This window comes from Bacillus sp. CGMCC 1.16607 (genome assembly GCF_042683745.1).
Taxonomy (GTDB): domain Bacteria; phylum Bacillota; class Bacilli; order Bacillales; family Cytobacillaceae; genus Pseudoneobacillus.
Map to the genome: position 1 here is coordinate 39,496 of NZ_JBHUJX010000009.1, position 18,277 is coordinate 57,772.

General features: G+C 35.8%; 15 protein-coding genes and 1 rRNA gene. 9 read left to right on the forward strand and 7 right to left on the reverse strand.

All coding sequences use genetic code 11. The annotated features are described in order from the left end of the window. Positions 1–123: 123 nt before the first annotated feature. The 7 genes from rsmG to rpmH form a co-directional block, all read right to left on the reverse strand. Positions 124–840, reverse strand: coding sequence for a 16S rRNA (guanine(527)-N(7))-methyltransferase RsmG (rsmG, locus tag ACFSO7_RS06785; RefSeq protein WP_377876532.1), 717 nt, complete (start codon positions 838–840; stop codon positions 124–126). A gap of 25 nt (positions 841–865) precedes the next feature. Beyond that, positions 866–2,755, reverse strand: coding sequence for a tRNA uridine-5-carboxymethylaminomethyl(34) synthesis enzyme MnmG (gene mnmG, locus ACFSO7_RS06790; RefSeq protein ID WP_377876534.1), 1,890 nt, complete (start codon positions 2,753–2,755; stop codon positions 866–868). Between the two features lie 73 nt (positions 2,756–2,828). Then, the gene (gene mnmE / locus ACFSO7_RS06795) at positions 2,829–4,214 is read right to left on the reverse strand and encodes a tRNA uridine-5-carboxymethylaminomethyl(34) synthesis GTPase MnmE (protein WP_377876536.1); all 1,386 of its coding nucleotides are present in this window, start codon (positions 4,212–4,214) and stop codon (positions 2,829–2,831) included. 273 nt (positions 4,215–4,487) lie between these two features. After that, on the reverse strand, positions 4,488–5,108 hold the full coding sequence (jag, locus tag ACFSO7_RS06800) for an RNA-binding cell elongation regulator Jag/EloR (protein WP_377876538.1): 621 nt from the start codon (positions 5,106–5,108) through the stop codon (positions 4,488–4,490). Beyond that, entirely contained in the window at positions 5,105–5,884 is a 780-nt protein-coding gene (gene spoIIIJ, locus ACFSO7_RS06805) for a YidC family membrane integrase SpoIIIJ (RefSeq protein WP_377876540.1), read from the reverse strand. Before spoIIIJ ends, jag begins: the two co-directional genes overlap by 4 nt. Before the next feature lie 143 nt (positions 5,885–6,027). After that, positions 6,028–6,396: a ribonuclease P protein component gene (gene rnpA, locus ACFSO7_RS06810; protein WP_377876542.1), complete on the reverse strand. Its 369-nt coding sequence runs from the start codon at positions 6,394–6,396 to the stop codon at positions 6,028–6,030. A 138-nt stretch (positions 6,397–6,534) separates the two neighbouring features. Beyond that, entirely contained in the window at positions 6,535–6,669 is a 135-nt protein-coding gene (gene rpmH / locus ACFSO7_RS06815; protein ID WP_377876544.1) for a 50S ribosomal protein L34, read from the reverse strand. A gap of 731 nt (positions 6,670–7,400) precedes the next feature. Between rpmH and dnaA the strand changes: the two genes are divergently transcribed. From dnaA to ACFSO7_RS06860, 9 genes are all read left to right on the forward strand, one after another. After that, a complete protein-coding gene (gene dnaA, locus ACFSO7_RS06820; protein WP_377876546.1) occupies positions 7,401–8,747 on the forward strand; it encodes a chromosomal replication initiator protein DnaA in 1,347 nt (448 codons plus the stop codon). A gap of 183 nt (positions 8,748–8,930) precedes the next feature. Next, on the forward strand, positions 8,931–10,067 hold the full coding sequence (dnaN, locus tag ACFSO7_RS06825; RefSeq protein ID WP_377876548.1) for a DNA polymerase III subunit beta: 1,137 nt from the start codon (positions 8,931–8,933) through the stop codon (positions 10,065–10,067). Between the two features lie 200 nt (positions 10,068–10,267). Further along, positions 10,268–10,483 (forward strand): S4 domain-containing protein YaaA, encoded by a 216-nt coding sequence (gene yaaA / locus ACFSO7_RS06830; protein ID WP_377876550.1) that lies wholly within the window; start codon positions 10,268–10,270, stop codon positions 10,481–10,483. A 14-nt stretch (positions 10,484–10,497) separates the two neighbouring features. Next, the gene (gene recF, locus ACFSO7_RS06835) at positions 10,498–11,616 is read left to right on the forward strand and encodes a DNA replication/repair protein RecF (protein WP_377876552.1); all 1,119 of its coding nucleotides are present in this window, start codon (positions 10,498–10,500) and stop codon (positions 11,614–11,616) included. Between the two features lie 10 nt (positions 11,617–11,626). After that, positions 11,627–11,875 (forward strand): extracellular matrix regulator RemB, encoded by a 249-nt coding sequence (gene remB / locus ACFSO7_RS06840; protein ID WP_377876554.1) that lies wholly within the window; start codon positions 11,627–11,629, stop codon positions 11,873–11,875. 89 nt (positions 11,876–11,964) lie between these two features. Further along, the gene (gyrB, locus tag ACFSO7_RS06845; protein ID WP_377876562.1) at positions 11,965–13,872 is read left to right on the forward strand and encodes a DNA topoisomerase (ATP-hydrolyzing) subunit B; all 1,908 of its coding nucleotides are present in this window, start codon (positions 11,965–11,967) and stop codon (positions 13,870–13,872) included. Positions 13,873–14,020: 148 nt separating this feature from the next. After that, positions 14,021–16,540, forward strand: coding sequence for a DNA gyrase subunit A (gene gyrA / locus ACFSO7_RS06850; RefSeq protein WP_377876556.1), 2,520 nt, complete (start codon positions 14,021–14,023; stop codon positions 16,538–16,540). A gap of 193 nt (positions 16,541–16,733) precedes the next feature. Further along, positions 16,734–17,825 (forward strand): HD-GYP domain-containing protein, encoded by a 1,092-nt coding sequence (locus ACFSO7_RS06855; protein WP_377876557.1) that lies wholly within the window; start codon positions 16,734–16,736, stop codon positions 17,823–17,825. Between the two features lie 367 nt (positions 17,826–18,192). Then, a 16S ribosomal RNA gene (locus tag ACFSO7_RS06860) occupies positions 18,193–18,277 on the forward strand; the annotation flags it as partial.

Genomic DNA, 18,277 nt, shown 5'->3' on the forward strand with positions numbered 1-18,277 from the left:
CTCCCATAATACATATTCTTTATAAAAATGACATTATCCTGCCTAAATAAACAGATTAAATCAAAATTAGCATGAATCCGAAAAAATTGTAATCCCCATTTATTGTTGCTTTCTAAAAAATCATCATTCAATTGGTGTTTTATTAGGCGTCCCAGGTTTTCTCGGATATTGTTTAGGCGTATTCTTTTCCTTTTGAATAAAAATAATTGTTCGTTCACTATTTTCAAGTGGAAGTAAAAAGGATTCCTGCTTCACCAATTTTCCACCAAATGTTTGAATGGCTTTTTGAGCCGTTTTCAACTCATCTTCGGCACTCGCTGCTTTCATCGCAATAAATTGTCCACCTTTTTTCACGAGGGGCAGACAAAGCTCACTTAATACGGAAAGCCTAGCAACAGCCCTCGCTGTAACGATATCAAATTGTTCACGATATTCCTTATTTTGTCCAAAGGTTTCCGCACGGTCATGAACAAAGCGAACATGATCCAACTGTAAAACCTTTGCTAGATGTTCTAAAAAGGTGATTCGCTTATTTAAAGAATCAACGATCGTCACATGGATATTAGGAAAGGCTATTTTTATCGGGATACTTGGGAACCCTGCACCCGCTCCTACATCACAAACGGTTAATGGTTTTGAAAAGTCATAATAAAATCCTGCAGTAATGGAATCAAAAAAATGCTTTAAATACACTTCCCCTTTTTCGGTGATAGCAGTTAAATTCATTTTTTCATTCCATTCCACAAGTGTTTCATAATAAAGCTCATATTGTTTTAGTTGATGAGAGGTAAGAGTAACTCCCTTTTCCGCTAACATTTGTTGAAATTGTTCTACAATCATTTTCGGCCATCCTTTTTCTTATGATTCAGGCATTGTCTATTTTTGCAATTCGTCCTTGTTCTAGGTAAATCAACATAATGGATATATCAGCGGGATTCACTCCAGAGATACGCGAAGCCTGAGCAAGTGAAATCGGCCTAACTTCCTTCAATTTTTGGCGTGCCTCGTTCGCCAAGCTAGATATAGCATCATAATCAATATTTTCGGGGATTTTTTTGTTTTCCATCTTTTTCAATCTTTCTACTTGCTGCAAAGATTTTTCAATATATCCCTCATATTTAATTTGAATCTCCACTTGTTCTTTAACATCCTCATGAAGATTAATTTCAGATGGTATCAATTGATCAATATGGCTATAGTTCATTTCCGGACGTTTTAATAAATCCGACGCACGGATCCCATCCTTCAATTCACTTCCGCCCATTTGTTTAATTAGTTCTTGTACTTCTCCGGATGGTTTTAAGATGATGGACTGCAATCGTTCCTTTTCGGCACTAATTGCTTCTTTTTTCGATAAGAATCGATTCATCCGTTCATCTGGAATAAGACCTACTTTATGACCAATTTCGGTTAATCTTAAATCAGCATTGTCATGACGCAGCAGTAAACGGTATTCTGCTCTTGATGTTAACAAACGGTAAGGTTCATTTGTCCCTTTAGTGACTAAATCATCAATAAGCACCCCAATATACGCATCTGATCGACTTAAAATGACTTCTTCTTTGCCAAGGGCCTTTAATGCTGCATTCATTCCTGCCATTAAGCCCTGACCAGCCGCTTCTTCATAGCCAGATGTTCCATTAATTTGACCAGCGGTATAAAGGTTTTTAATTTTCTTCGTTTCTAATGTTGGCCAAAGCTGGGTTGGAACAATTGCATCATATTCAATCGCATAGCCTGCTCGCATCATTTGTGCATTTTCTAGTCCTGAAATCGACCTGATTAACTTATGTTGTACTTCTTCAGGCAAACTTGTTGAAAGTCCTTGGACATAAACTTCTTGAGTATTTCTACCTTCAGGTTCTAAAAAGATTTGGTGACGAGGTTTATCATTAAATCTAACTACTTTATCTTCGATTGACGGGCAATAGCGAGGACCAGTCCCTTTAATCATCCCTGAATACATAGGAGAACGATGTAAATTTTGATCAATTAATAAATGGGTTTGATCATTTGTATACGTTAACCAACAAGGTAGTTGATCTGTAATGTATTTCGTTGTTTCATAGGAAAAAGCTCTAGGAGTTTCATCCCCCGGCTGAATTTCTGTTTTACTATAATCAATCGTATGGCTATTAACTCGAGGAGGAGTTCCAGTCTTAAACCGAACAAGGTCAAATCCCAGTTCCTCCAGATGCTCAGATAATTTAATGGACGGCTGTTGATTATTAGGTCCACTTGAATATTTTAAATCTCCTAAAATAATTTCCCCACGTAAGAAGGTACCTGTTGTAATAACGACTGACTTAGATCGATAGATAGCGCCTGTTTGCGTAATCACTCCGCGACAAACCCCATCTTCAACAAGTAGTTGCTCAACCATTCCTTGAAGTAAAGTTAAATTAGGTTCATTTTCAATCGTTTTCTTCATTTCATGCTGATATGAAAATTTATCGGCCTGAGCCCTTAATGCACGGACAGCTGGACCTTTCCCTGTATTCAACATTCTCATTTGAATGTAAGTTTTATCAATATTTCGGCCCATTTCTCCACCTAGGGCATCAATCTCCCTAACAACAATCCCTTTAGCTGGTCCCCCAACAGATGGGTTACATGGCATAAAGGCGACCATATCTAAGTTGATTGTTAAAACTAATGTCTTAGCACCTATACGTGCTGCTGCAAGGCCCGCTTCACTTCCCGCATGTCCAGCACCTATAACGATGACATCATAATTCCCAGCCTCGTAATGCATGTTTTAACCTCCTGTAAAACTAACTTTCTGACTTGTCTAGCTTTCAGAGCTAAACAAGCCGCCTTCGCTTTTCTTATTTCCCTAAACAGAACTGCGAGAATAATTGATCGATTAAGCTTTCATGGACACTTTCTCCGATAATTTCCCCTAACAATTCCCATGTTCTTGTATAATCAATTTGGACAATATCAATGGGAGTACCTGATTCTACCCCTTGGATTGCATCCTCAATGGTATAAAGTGCTTGGTTAATTAACGCAATGTGGCGACTATTCGATACATAGGTCATATCGCCTGCTTCAATCGACCCTTCAAAGAAAAGTTGAGCAATTGCTTCTTCTAGCTCATCTACCCCACGTTCTTCCAACAGCGATGTTTGAATAATCTTATGACCTTCCGCTAAGTCCTCCACACGGTCCATTTGGATCTTCCCTGGGAGATCCATTTTATTAATAATAACAATAACGTCCATTCCTTCAACAGCTTTAAAAATATTCTCGTCTTCAACTGTTAGGTCATCAGAATAATTTAACACTAATAATATTAAATCCGCTTCTTTTAACACTTGACGAGACTTTTCCACCCCGATTCGTTCCACGATATCTTCCGTTTCACGAATTCCAGCTGTATCCAATAATTTTAATGGTACTCCTCTAACATTTACATACTCTTCGATTACATCCCGAGTTGTTCCAGGAATATCCGTGACAATCGCTTTATTTTCGTGAACAAGGCTATTTAAGAGTGATGATTTTCCAACATTCGGACGGCCAACAATTACCGTAGACAAACCTTCTCTTAATATTTTCCCTTGTTGCGACGTTTGTAATAACTTTTTCAATTCCGATTGAACATATTTCGCTTTATCTATTAGAAGTTGATGTGTCATCTCTTCAACGTCGTCATACTCAGGATAATCAATATTTACTTCTACATGAGCCAATGTTTCTAAAATTTCTTGCCTTAATTTCTGAATTAATCTAGAAAGTCGCCCTTCCATTTGACCTAAAGCAACGCTCATTGCCCGATCCGTCTTTGCTCGAATTAAATCCATTACAGCCTCGGCTTGGGAGAGGTCTATACGTCCATTTAAAAAAGCACGTTTTGTGAACTCACCTGGTTCAGCCAATCTAGCTCCATTATTTAATATAAGTTGTAATACGCGATTGACAGATACTAGTCCTCCGTGGCAATTGATTTCGACTACATCTTCTTTTGTAAAGGTTTTTGGACCCTTCATGACGGAAACCATCACTTCTTCCGCAACCATATCGGTCTTTGGATCAACTAAATGTCCATAATGGATCGTATGAGTGGAAACATCCATTAATCTTTTACCAGCAACACCACGAAACAATTTATCCGAAATGGCAATGGCCTGATCTCCACTTAATCTTACAATAGCAATAGCCCCTTCCCCCATCGGAGTAGAAATCGCCGCGATCGTATCAAAATCCAAATGATTCACCTACTTTCCGTTCTAACTATCAAAGTTTTTATATAAATGTTAATAACTTTATCCGAAATTATTATCCACATTTTTTTATTCAGCCTGCTTTATTTTAACTTATCCACATGTGAATAACAACAAACAATCAAACTAAGAAAATCGCGGGGCTAGCACGCTTGCGCTGGGCAATTTTCGAAGTCAAAAAAAGGTATACTTTTTTAACCTCTTGAAAAAGACCACAAAAAAAAGGCTTCCCATTTTAGTGGGAGCCTTTTACTTAAGTTATTTCACTGGAGTAATCACAATATATCTATGTGGTTCTGATCCATCAGAAAACGTCTTTACTCGTCTATTATCGACTAAAGCCGTATGGATTACTTTTCGCTCATATGAAGGCATTGGTTCCAGAGCAACATTTTGTCCTGTTTTAATGGCCTTAATAGCAAGTCTTTCAGCGAGTTGAACAAGAGTATCGTTTCTTCTTTTTCGATAATCTTCAGCATCTAAAGTAATTGTTAAATATTGATCTGCAAAACGATTGATCACCAATTGAGTTAAATACTGTAACGAATTAAGGGTTTGACCTCTTTTTCCAATTAAGAGAGCAATTTTTTCACCCGAAAGGTCAAAAAATACATTCTTACCCTCTTGTGTGATGTTAATTTGAATTGGAACTCCCATTTGTTCACTAATGCTGATGATAAAATTCTTAGCCTCTTCGATTGGATCAACCTTTAATGTGACTTTAACAACAGCAGGACGAGATCCAAATATGCCGAAAATACCTTTCTTACCTTCATCAATAATAGAAATTTCTGCGCGGTCTTTTGTTGTATTAAGTTGAGCTAAAGCTGATTCTACTGCGTCATTGACATTTTGCCCTGTAGCAGTTACTTGTTTCACTTTTTTGCTCCTCCCGCATTGCCGGTAGCAGTTTCTTTTCTTAAGTCCGGCCCTTTAATGAAATAAGTTTGTACAATCATAAAGATATTACCAACAACCCAATATAATGATAATGCAGCAGGGAAATTGATGGCAAAAACAATGATCATAATTGGCATCATCCAAAGCATCATTGCCATTTGTGGATTTTGATTAGCAGTACCAGCCATCATCATTTTTTGTTGAATAAAAGTTGTCGCCCCTGCAACTAGAGGTAAAATATAGTACGGATCTGGAGAACCAAGGTCAAACCATAGAAAATTATGTTGGGCAATTTCTCGTGTTCTCGATATTGCATGATAGAAGCCAATTAAAATCGGCATTTGAATGATTAACGGGAAACATCCAGCTAATGGATTTACACCATGTTTTTGAAATAAAGCCATTGTCTCTTGTTGGAGCTTTTGTTGTGTCTTTTGATCTTTTGAACTGTATTTCTCTTTTAAAGCTGCCATCTCTGGCTGTATCGCTTGCATCGCCTTTGAACTTTTCGTTTGTTTTATCATTAATGGTAATAAAACTAAGCGTATCAATATAGTTACTAAAATAATTGATAATCCAAAACTTCCCCAGGCAGTCTCCGCTACTTTTACAATAAACCAAGATAAAGGATAGACAATATACTCATTCCAAAATCCAGTACTTTCCGCTGTAATTGGCTTTTTCACTTCCGTACACCCCGATAAAAATAACATGATCGAGATGAGGCCAATCACAAGAAATATTCTTTTCTTCAAATCTTAATTCCCCCTACTTGTTGATTTATCGTTTCATAACAGTACAAGAATAAGACTTGTCCATTATGGTATAAAATTGATTTTATTCCTAAATATTGTACAAGAGTATTTTACCAGCAAGTGGTTTGAATAAAAAGAAAAATCTACCCTTGATTCTTCTCAACTTCGGATTTTTTTTCTAATACTTTAGCCAATCTTAATACATGGATCATACTGCTCTTTATTTCTGCAAAACCCATCGTTGCTGCAGGTTTTCTAGCAATAATAATGAGCTCCACATCTTTATGTATTTGATCTGTAAGCTCAAGAAAGGTTTGTCGTAAATATCTTTTAATTTGGTTACGCGTTACGGCATTCCCAATTTTTTTACTTACAGATAAACCAATTCGGTAATTGGCCTGATCAGGTTTTTTTAAGGAATACACAACAAACTGGCGATTTGCAACTGACCTACCTTTTTTGAATACCTCTTGAAATTCTGCATTTTTTTTGATTCGAAAACTCTTTTTCATATGTATACACCTGCAATTTCTAAGCTTTTTCTCACTAAATAATAGTTTTACCAAAAGACTAATGCTTAGAACATGGGATTTAACGTCCATTAAAATAAATAAATATTAGAAAAAAGACCACTGAGACATTTCAGTGGCCTAAGCAGATAATACTTTTCTTCCTCTTTGACGACGGCGTGCTAGAACTTTACGTCCATTTGCACTGCTCATGCGCGCACGGAAACCGTGAACTTTGCTATGTTTACGTTTATTTGGTTGATATGTTCTTTTCATCTATGACACCTCCCTGAGGATTTACTGTTCAGACAGTCTTTCCTATTATATAAACCTAATAGGAAAATTGTCAACCAGAAGAGTAAGGTTTCTAATGGATACCAACAATTTCCGTTTATTTTATTTTTAAATTTAACTCAATTTAATATAGAAAACTTAGATCTAAGTATTGTTTAGAAGAAAAGAGAACATCGATACACGTCTTTTGCTTGTTACTCATGAGCAAGCGCCTCCGCTTGTCAGGGCAGTACAGTCGGCTCCACTTTTCGGGGGTGTCTAGCTCCAGCGGCTAGGGGCGACAAGCCTCCTCCGCTTTTCGGGTTTTGTGGATAATTTTCGACATCTTTTTTAATATCCACAGATGATATTGACAGGTTTTTCACAAGAAAAGGTGTTGTGGACAATTTTTATCCATAGGAATTGGGACTTGTGGATAAAGTATGAAAAACCATTGCACCTCAGCATATTATTTGATATTATTAATGTGTTTTCACTCTGGATAAATTTTTCCGTTAGTTTCATTATCCACAGATTGTGGATAACCTGTGGACATGTTATTCTCGTACAATGTAAAACTTTGTCCACAAGTCGTGGGTATTGTCGAAATATCTACTTGTTTCCTATATATATGTTTATCCACATGAATTGTTATGAATATTTATTAAATCCCATTGTATACAGATGAATAAGTATGCAATTGGAAATTTTTTTTGTATAAAGGAGGGAAATGTTTGAAAAATATTGCGGATCTTTGGAATGCTGTCCTAAGTAATATTGAAAAAAAGATTAGCAAACCGAGCTTTGATACATGGCTAAAATCAACAAAAGCTCATTCCCTTCAAGGAGATTTACTAGTCATTACTGCTCCAAATGAATTTGCACGCGACTGGCTCGAAGAACGATACTCCCATTTAATTTCTAGTATTTTAGCTGAGATTACTGGCGAAGAGCTTGAGATAAAGTTTATCATTCCACAAAATCAAAATGAGGAAGAACTCGACTTTCCAGCTCCTCAAAAGAAGTCAAAAAAGGAAGAAGAACCCGTTGAATATTCCCAAAATATATTAAATGCAAAGTATACCTTCGATACCTTTGTTATTGGATCTGGCAATCGATTTGCACATGCTGCTTCATTAGCAGTTGCGGAAGCACCAGCTAAGGCTTATAACCCATTATTTATTTATGGAGGAGTAGGTCTTGGGAAAACCCATTTAATGCATGCTATTGGTCATTATGTATTAGATCACAACCCGAAAGCGAAGGTTGTTTATTTATCATCAGAAAAATTCACAAATGAATTCATTAATTCCATCCGTGACAACAAAGCGATTGAATTTCGCAATAAATATCGTAATGTCGATGTCTTACTTATTGACGATATCCAATTTTTAGCAGGTAAAGAGTCAACACAAGAGGAATTTTTCCATACTTTTAATACCTTACATGAAGAAAGTAAACAAATTATTATCTCTAGTGATCGTCCACCTAGAGAAATCCCAACATTGGAAGATCGTTTGCGATCCAGATTTGAGTGGGGGTTAATTACTGACATAACTCCACCAGACTTGGAAACAAGGATTGCCATCCTAAGAAAAAAAGCAAAAGCTGAAGGTTTAGATATTCCTAATGAAGTGATGTTGTATATAGCAAATCAAATCGATACAAATATTAGGGAACTTGAAGGGGCACTAATCCGAGTAGTTGCCTACTCTTCATTAATTAATAAAGATATTAATGCAGATCTAGCTGCTGAAGCTTTAAAGGATATTATTCCTAGCTCAAAACCAAAAGTGATTACCATTTTGGATATCCAAAAAGTAGTTGGACAAAACTATAATATAAAATTAGAAGATTTCAAGGCGAAAAAGCGAACAAAATCAGTAGCTTTCCCTCGTCAAATTGCTATGTATCTATCAAGAGAATTAACAGATTACTCCTTACCAAAAATCGGAGAAGAATTTGGAGGAAGAGATCACACGACAGTGATTCATGCCCATGAGAAAATTTCTAAATTACTTCAATCCGATTCTCAGCTAGAAAAGCAATTAAAAGAAATAAAAGATATCCTGAAAGTCTAGCTTTTTTGTGTATAACTTTCTATTACTTGCACACAGTCTGTCCACATGTGGATAGACTGTGTTTTATTCACCTTATGTTAGTTATCCACATACTAACAGGCCCTACTAGTACTTCTACTATATTTTTAAAACATATTAATATATGTAAATGACCAAAAGAATATTCCATAAGGAGGATAAAAAATGAAATTTATTATCCAAAGAGATCGCTTAGTTCAAAGTGTTCTCGATGTCATGAAGGCTGTTTCTACAAGAACAACGATTCCCATTCTAACTGGAATAAAAATAGTTGCTACTAACGAAGGTGTCACACTAACAGGTAGTGATTCTGATATTTCAATTGAATCTTTCATTCCAAAAGAGGAATCTGGAGATGAAATTGTTGAAATAAAACAACAGGGTTCAATCGTTTTACAAGCTCGATTTTTTAGTGAAATCGTAAAAAAGCTGCCAAAGGATACAGTTGAAATTGAAGTAGAAAACCATCTTCAAACAGTCATTCGTTCTGGAAAATCTGAATTTCACTTAAATGGACTTGATGCTGAGGAATATCCACTGCTTCCTCAATTATCAGAAGAAAATATTTTCCGTGTACCAACCGATCTATTAAAAGCAATGGTTCGACAAACAGTTTTTGCAGTGTCCACGTCAGAAACACGCCCCGTGTTGACAGGTGTAAACTGGAAGGTGGAACAAGGAGATCTAACCTGTATTGCAACAGATAGTCATCGCCTGGCATTTCGTAAAGCAAAAATTGAGACAGAAAATAATGATCAATATAATGTCGTGATTCCTGGGAAAAGCTTAAATGAATTAAGTAAAATTCTTGATGATCATAATGATTTTGTTGAAATTGTTATTACAGAGAATCAAGTACTTTTTAAAGCAAAACATTTATTATTTTATTCAAGACTTTTGGAAGGTAACTACCCAGATACTTCTCGTCTTATTCCGACAGAAAGTAAAACGGATATTGTTGTCAATACGAAGGAATTTTTACAAGCCATTGATCGTGCCTCTTTATTAGCTAGAGATGGTAGAAATAATGTGGTTAAATTCTCAACACTCCCAAATGGAATTATTGAAATTTCCTCCAATACACCTGAAATCGGAAAAGTAGTGGAAGAAGTTCAAGGTCAATCTATAGAAGGCGAAGAACTTAAAATTTCTTTCAGTGCTAAATATATGATGGATGCATTAAAAGCATTAGAAGGTACAGAAGTTCAAATAAGTTTTACTGGAGCAATGAGACCATTTTTCATGAGACCACTTCATGATGAAAGTATCCTACAATTAATTCTTCCAGTAAGAACCTATTAAATATAGAGGCTGCCTCATATGAAAGGCAGCCTTTTTCTTTTATTAATCGCACAAAATAAATTTTTCAGCTTTCCTTTGTGTATTAACTAGTTAATTGATAAAATAAAGTATTAGATGTTAAAAAAATTAAAGATGCCATTTTTATCTTAATTGGTATTAGTAACTATATTGTATAAAATTGGAAATGGGTGAAATTAACCATGAACCAACAAATAAAAATTGATACTGATTACATTACTTTAGGTCAGTTTTTAAAATTGGCTGAATTGATTCAATCAGGTGGTATGGCAAAGTGGTTTTTACAAGAAAATGAAGTGTTTATTAACGGTGAACAAGATCAGCGAAGAGGTAGAAAACTTCGAAGCGGGGACCATATTAATGTTCCAGGGTTTGGGGAATATGTCATTGATAACTAAAGGACGTCAATTTCATGTATATTGAGCATTTAGTTTTACAAGATTACCGTAATTATGAAAATTTACAAATTGAATTTGAAAATAAAGTGAATGTCATCCTTGGGGAAAATGCACAAGGTAAGACAAATGTCATGGAATCTATTTATGTTTTAGCGATGGCAAAATCACATCGAACAACAAATGATAAAGATTTAATTCGTTGGGACCAGGAATATGCTAAAATAGAAGGTAGGCTTCAAAAAAGCCATGGCTCATTACCAATGCAACTAGTCATATCCAAAAAAGGCAAAAAGGCGAAATTCAATCATATTGAACAACGTAAGTTAAGCCAATATGTAGGAAATATGAATGTAGTCATGTTTGCGCCTGAAGATCTCCACCTTGTGAAAGGTAGTCCACAAATAAGGCGCCGATTTATAGATATGGAAATTGGGCAAGTCTCTCCTATTTACTTACATGATATGAGTCAATTCCAAAAAATACTACAACAGCGGAATCACTATTTAAAAATGATGCAGATTCATAAGCAAAGTGATGAAGCGATGTTAGAAATATTGACAGATCAATTTATTAACGTTGCTGCTAAAATTGTTTCGAAGCGTTTTGAATTTATTGACCTTCTTGAAAAATGGGCTAAACCGATTCATGCAGGGATATCTAGGGGCCTCGAAACATTGAAAATCGAATATAAACCATCTGTCGAAGTATCAGAACAACAAGAATTGTCGAAAATGATAGAAAGATTTGAAGATAAATTTGCTAAAGTGAGGAAACGAGAAGTTGAACGAGGTGCGACTCTATTTGGTCCACAACGTGACGACTTGCTTTTCTATGTCAATGGCAGAGATGTACAAACATTTGGTTCGCAAGGTCAGCAACGAACAACGGCTTTATCTATTAAATTAGCCGAAATCGAACTAATCCATTCAGAGATAAAAGAATATCCTATTCTACTTTTAGATGATGTTTTATCTGAATTAGATGATTACAGGCAATCGCATTTATTAAATACGATACAAGGTAAAGTTCAAACCTTTGTTACTACAACAAGTGTTGAGGGAATTGATCACCAAACACTTAAAGAAGCGGCAACTTTTACAGTGGATTCTGGATGTATTAGTAAAGTCAAGTGAGGTGACCCGAATGTATATTCATATTGGAGAAGAAGTTTTAGTAAAAACTAAGGACATTATAGCAATCCTTGATAAGGAAAGTGCTCATTCATCCGAATTTATAACAGAATTTCTTCAGAAAAATGATAAACATACTGAAAATCTCTCAAAAAATCATTTTAAGTCTTTAGTGATTACAAGTGAAAAAATTTATTTTTCACCGCTTGCTTCATCCACTTTAAAGAAAAGGTCAATGCAACTTTATGTAATTGATCATTAATAGCCTTTCCGATGGCTTTTAAACGATAGATCAGATTTTAGAATGTATGGAAAGTGTAGGTGACTGTTTTGACAACGGAACCAAAAGCAATTCAAGAACAATCCTATGATGAGAATCAAATACAGGTACTAGAAGGTCTTGAAGCCGTTCGAAAACGTCCTGGAATGTATATAGGTTCAACGAGTGCGAAGGGCTTACACCATTTAGTCTGGGAAATCGTTGATAATAGTATTGATGAAGCGCTAGCAGGCTTCTGTAATGAAATTAATGTTGTTATTGAACCCGATAATAGTATTAAGGTTATAGATAATGGCCGTGGAATCCCTGTAGGTATCCATGAAAAGATGGGTCGTCCTGCAGTAGAAGTCATTCATACCGTTCTTCACGCAGGTGGAAAATTTGGTGGTGGCGGATATAAAGTATCTGGTGGTTTACATGGAGTTGGTGCTTCTGTAGTTAATGCCCTTTCTACCATATTAGAGGTTTATGTTCATCGTGAAGGGAAAATCCATTATCAAAAGTTTGAACGTGGAGTTCCTACGACAGACTTAGAAATCATTGGGGAAACAGATCGTACTGGAACAACCACTCACTTTAAGCCAGATGGTGAAATTTTCACTGAAACATTGGAATATGATTATGAAACTTTGTCTAATCGACTTAGAGAATTAGCATTCTTAAACCGTGGTCTTAAAATTACGATTGAAGATACACGTTCTGAAGGGAAAAAGAACGAATATTATTATGAAGGCGGAATTAAATCATATGTAGAGCATTTAAACCGCACGAAAGAAGTCATACACGACGAACCGATTTATATGGATGGTGAACGTGAAGGGATTACCGTGGAAGTTGCCCTGCAATATAATGACGGCTATACAAGTAATCTATACTCTTTTGCTAATAATATTCATACGTATGAAGGCGGTACTCATGAATTTGGTTTTAAAACCGCATTAACTAGAGTAATTAATGATTATGCTAGGAAACACGGTATTTTTAAAGAGGCAGATGCGAATCTTTCAGGAGAAGATGTTCGTGAAGGGATTACTGCTATCATTTCGATTAAACATCCTGATCCTCAATTTGAAGGACAAACAAAAACAAAGTTAGGTAATTCTGAAGTTAGAACGATTACAGACGCGGTGTTTGCGGATACCTTTGAAAAGTTCTTACTCGAGAACCCTTCTGTTGCAAGAAAGATTGTAGAAAAAGGATTAATGGCTGCACGCGCGCGTCTTGCTGCAAAAAAAGCACGAGAACTAACTAGACGCAAAAGTGCGTTAGAAGTATCAAGTTTACCTGGTAAACTTGCAGATTGTTCTTCGAAGGATCCATCTATAAGTGAATTATATATTGTTGAGGGTGACTCGGCAGGTGGATCAGCAAAACAAGGTCGTGATCGTCATTTTCAAGCGATTTTACCATTAAGAGGGAAAATCCTTAATGTTGAAAAGGCAAGATTAGATAAGATACTCTCCAATAATGAAGTTAGGGCAATGATTACAGCGATAGGTACAGGAATTGGAGAAGACTTTGATATTGCTAAAGCACGTTATCATAAAGTTGTTATTATGACAGATGCAGATGTGGACGGAGCGCATATCCGTACACTTCTCCTAACGTTCTTTTACCGCTATATGAGACAAATTTTAGAGGCAGGATATGTTTATATTGCCCAACCGCCGCTTTATAAAGTTCAACAAGGTAAACGAGTTGAGTATGCATATAACGATAAAGATCTTGAACGGATTTTTGCAGAATTACCTAGTCAACCAAAGCCTAATATTCAACGTTATAAAGGTTTGGGAGAAATGAACGCTGGACAATTATGGGATACTACGATGGATCCAGAGTTTAGAACAATGCTTCAGGTCAGTCTAGAAGATGCGATTGAAGCAGACGAAACCTTTGAAATGTTAATGGGTGATAAAGTAGAGCCACGTCGTAACTTTATCGAAGCAAATGCACTATACGTGAAGAACTTAGACATCTAAATATCAGATGAGGATTAGGGAGGCCTATCCTCCTTTTCTTTTTTAATTGTCCAGTAAAAACGTGATAGCTTATCTAGTTTTTCAGCTTTTTAGTAAGTCTATTCGCTTTATAAGTATGGTGATCAACCCTAAATAGGAGGTACCAAATATGGCTGAAACACCAAATTCCCAAATAAAAGAGATTAATATTAGTCAAGAAATGAAATCTTCATTTCTTGACTATGCAATGAGTGTTATTGTTTCTCGTGCCTTGCCAGATGTAAGAGATGGGTTAAAACCTGTACATCGCCGTATTTTATATGCTATGCATGATCTTGGCATGCATTCGGACAAACCTTATAAAAAGTCCGCCCGTATCGTTGGAGACGTAATCGGTAAATATCACCCACATGGTGATTCTGCTGTATATGAAACGATGGTACGTATGGCTCAAGACTTTAACTATCGCTATATGCTAGTGGATGGTCATGGGAATTTTGGATCGGTAGACGGTGACTCAGCAGCTGCGATGCGTTATACAGAGTCGAGAATGTCCAAAATTTCGATGGAATTACTAAGAGATATCAACAAAGATACGATCGATTTCCAAGATAACTATGATGGTGAGGAAAGAGAACCTGTTGTTTTACCAGCGAGATTTCCCAATTTATTAGTTAACGGGACAACTGGAATTGCAGTTGGAATGGCTACCAATATTCCACCACATCAGCTTGGAGAGGTTATTGATGGAGTATTAGCGATTAGTCATGACCCTGAAATTTCAATCCAAGAGTTAATGGAAATCATTCCTGGTCCAGACTTTCCGACAGGAGGATTAATCCTTGGCCGAAGCGGTATTCGCAAAGCATATGAAACAGGTAGAGGGTCAATTACTTTACGTGCGAAAGTGGAAATTGAACAAAAGTCAAATGGTAAAGAAGTTATCATTGTAAATGAATTACCTTACCAAGTAAATAAGGCTAAACTAATAGAAAAGATTGCTGAATTAGCTCGCGATAAGAAAATTGATGGGATTACAGACTTACGGGATGAGTCAGACCGTAATGGAATGAGAATTGTCATTGAAGTTCGTAAAGACGCAAATGCAAATGTTTTATTAAATAATTTATATAAACAAACAGCCCTTCAAACAAGCTTTGGAATAAATACATTAGCTTTAGTTGATGGACAACCAAAAGTTTTAAGCTTAAAACAATGTTTAGTTCATTATCTAGACCATCAAAAAGTAGTCATTCGAAGAAGAACAGAGTTTGAATTGCGCAAAGCAGAAGCAAGGGCACATATTTTAGATGGTTTAAGAATCGCTCTTGATCATCTAGACGAAGTCATTCAATTAATTCGTAGCTCACAAACGACAGATATTGCACGTGAAGGGTTAATGACTAAATTTGAGCTATCTGAAAAACAAGCTCAAGCGATTCTCGATATGCGTTTACAACGTTTAACAGGATTAGAGCGGGAGAAAATTGAAGAAGAGTACCAAAATCTCATTAAATTAATTGCTGAATTGAAAGCAATTCTTGCAGATGAAGAAAAGGTATTAGAAATTATCCGTGAAGAGCTCACTGAGCTTAAAGAAAGATTTAATGATAAACGCCGTACTGAAATTGTATCTGGTGGTTTAGAGTTTATTGAAGATGAAGATCTTATCCCACAAGAAAATATCGTAATCACTCTAACTCATAACGGATATATTAAACGACTTCCGGTTTCTACGTACCGTGCACAAAGACGCGGTGGGCGTGGAATTCAGGGAATGGGTACGAATGATGATGACTTTGTGGAACATTTGATTACAACATCTACACATAACACCATCCTATACTTTACTAATAAAGGAAAGGTTTATCGTACAAAGGGGTATGAAATTCCTGAATTTAGCCGTACAGCAAAAGGACTCCCAATTATTAATCTTTTGGGAGTTGAAAAGGGAGAATGGGTGAATGCGATTATCCCGATAGAAGAATTTGTGGATAATTGGTATTTATTCTTTACGACAAAAGAAGGAGTATCTAAACGTTCTCCTTTATCTTCATTTGGCAATATCCGAAATAATGGATTAATTGCGTTGAATTTACGTGAAGAGGATGAATTGATTTCTGTTAAACTAACCGATGGCTCAAAAGAGATTATTATTGGTACTAAAAATGGTATGCTTATTCGTTTCCCAGAAACAGATGTTCGTTCAATGGGAAGAACAGCTACTGGAGTCAAAGGTATTACATTAGGTAAGAATGATGCTGTTGTAGGAATGGAAGTACTAGAGGAAAATACTGACATTCTTATTGTTACCAAAAATGGTTATGGTAAACGAACAGCTGCCATAGAATACCGAGTTCAAAGCCGTGGTGGTAAAGGAATTAAAACATGCCATGTTACTGAGAAAAATGGAAGTTTAGTTTCCATGAAGGCCGTTACAGGTGAAGAAGATTTAATGCTTATCACAACAGGTGGGGTACTAATCCGATTAGACGTAAATGAAGTATCTATTATCGGACGAAATACACAAGGGGTAAGATTAATTCGCCTAGGTGAAAACGACGATGAAAATGTAGCTACAGTTGCATTGGTTGCAAAAGAGGAAGAAAAAGACGAGGAAATAGTTGAATTAGATGAGTCTACTGATGTTAACTTAACCGATGTTGACCCTGATCATACATCCGAATAAGCAAAAAAAGAGGAGCACAAAAAAATGTGTTCCTTTTTTTATTGGAATAGCGGTTGAAACCGATAACTATATTCATTTTTTGAAAAATAAGGTAAAATAGTAAGGGGAAAATAGATGACTCTGTATTAAAAGCGACAACGTAATGAAACATAATATATAGTTTAATAGAGCTTTAAAGTAGGAGGTGGCAGAATTGAAGGTACGAATAAAAGAATTACAAGAAGGTTGTATTTTAACTAAGGATGTTTACAGTTGGACCAATCGACCGATTATTACAAAGAAGACCGTCTTAACAGGAGAAATGATAGAAGTTTTGCATGCCTTTTTAATAAAGGATGTAACAGTGGAAAAGACTCTTGTGAATGGCATGCCTTTTATTCCTGCTGAATTAATAGAAGAGGATAATCCAAAGATAGATAATAAAAATATTAAAGTAGTAAAAGGTTTTATCGATCTATATTTAGAGGCTGTTAAAGACTATAAAAGGGAATTTCTTTCTTGGCAAGCAGGGCTTCCTATAAAGATTGGACCTATTCGAGAAATTCTACTACCTTTGCTAGATAAATTAGAGGAATCGCCATCTGAAATTTTTTACCTCCATCATCTATCAAATAAAGAGGATTATCTTTACCATCACGCTGTTACCGTAGGCTTAGTATGTGGTTTTATCGGAAAGAAATTAAACTTTCCTAAAGGAGATTGGGTCCAACTATCATTGGCAGGCTGTTTAGCAGATTGTGGAATGGCGAAAATAAACCCAACCATTATAAATAAAAAGACCGCGTTAACTGCTAGTGAGTATGAGGAAGTTAAGAAACATCCTATTTATAGCTATAGACTAGTCCAAGAGATTCAAGTATTAAGGCAAGATACTAAGGTAGCCATTCTTCAACATCATGAAAGAATTGATGGCAGCGGTTATCCTTTAGGAGATCAAAATTCAAAAATTAACACCTTTGCCAAAATCATAGCAGTAGCTGATATTTTCCATGCTATGACATCGGAGAGAATGTATAAGAGCAAGCAATCTCCGTTTAAGGTCTTAGAAATGATATTACAGGACAGTTTTGGAAAATTTGATATGAGTGTAGTTAAAGTTTTAATTTCCGCATTAATGAATTTCTCAATTGGTGGAAAAGTAAAACTTTCTGATGGGCAAACAGCAGAAATCGTCTTTATAGACGGGCAAAATCCTACACGTCCACTAATTAAACTTTTAGAAACAGACGATATCATTCATTTAGAGAAAAACAGACATTTATTTATAGAAGAAGTACTACAGTAAAAAGCTAATACGTCTTTAAATCATGCCTATTCATGTTGAACTTAGTGTTCAGTATAAATAGGCACTATTTTCTTTAAGTAATAATTAAATCAATGGTTGAAAATGAATAAAATTTGCTTTGAGAAATTACTTGTATTTACTTATATAGCCTGATATAATAGACCAAGTCGACAAAGAAGATTTTATTTTTAAATTTAAAAGTAAAAAAAAGTGTTGACGAAAAGATTTCAAAATGATATATTATTAAAGTCGCTTCAAGGCGATTGAACAAATTGCTCTTTGAAAACTAAACAACCAAACGTTAACAAATAAAAAACTTCTATTATAGAAGTATGCCAGAGTAAACTTTATGAGCTAATCAAACACTTTATTGGAGAGTTTGATCCTGGCTCAGGACGAACGCTGGCGGCGTGCCTAATACATGCAAGTCGAGCGAATCTTTGGGTGCTTGC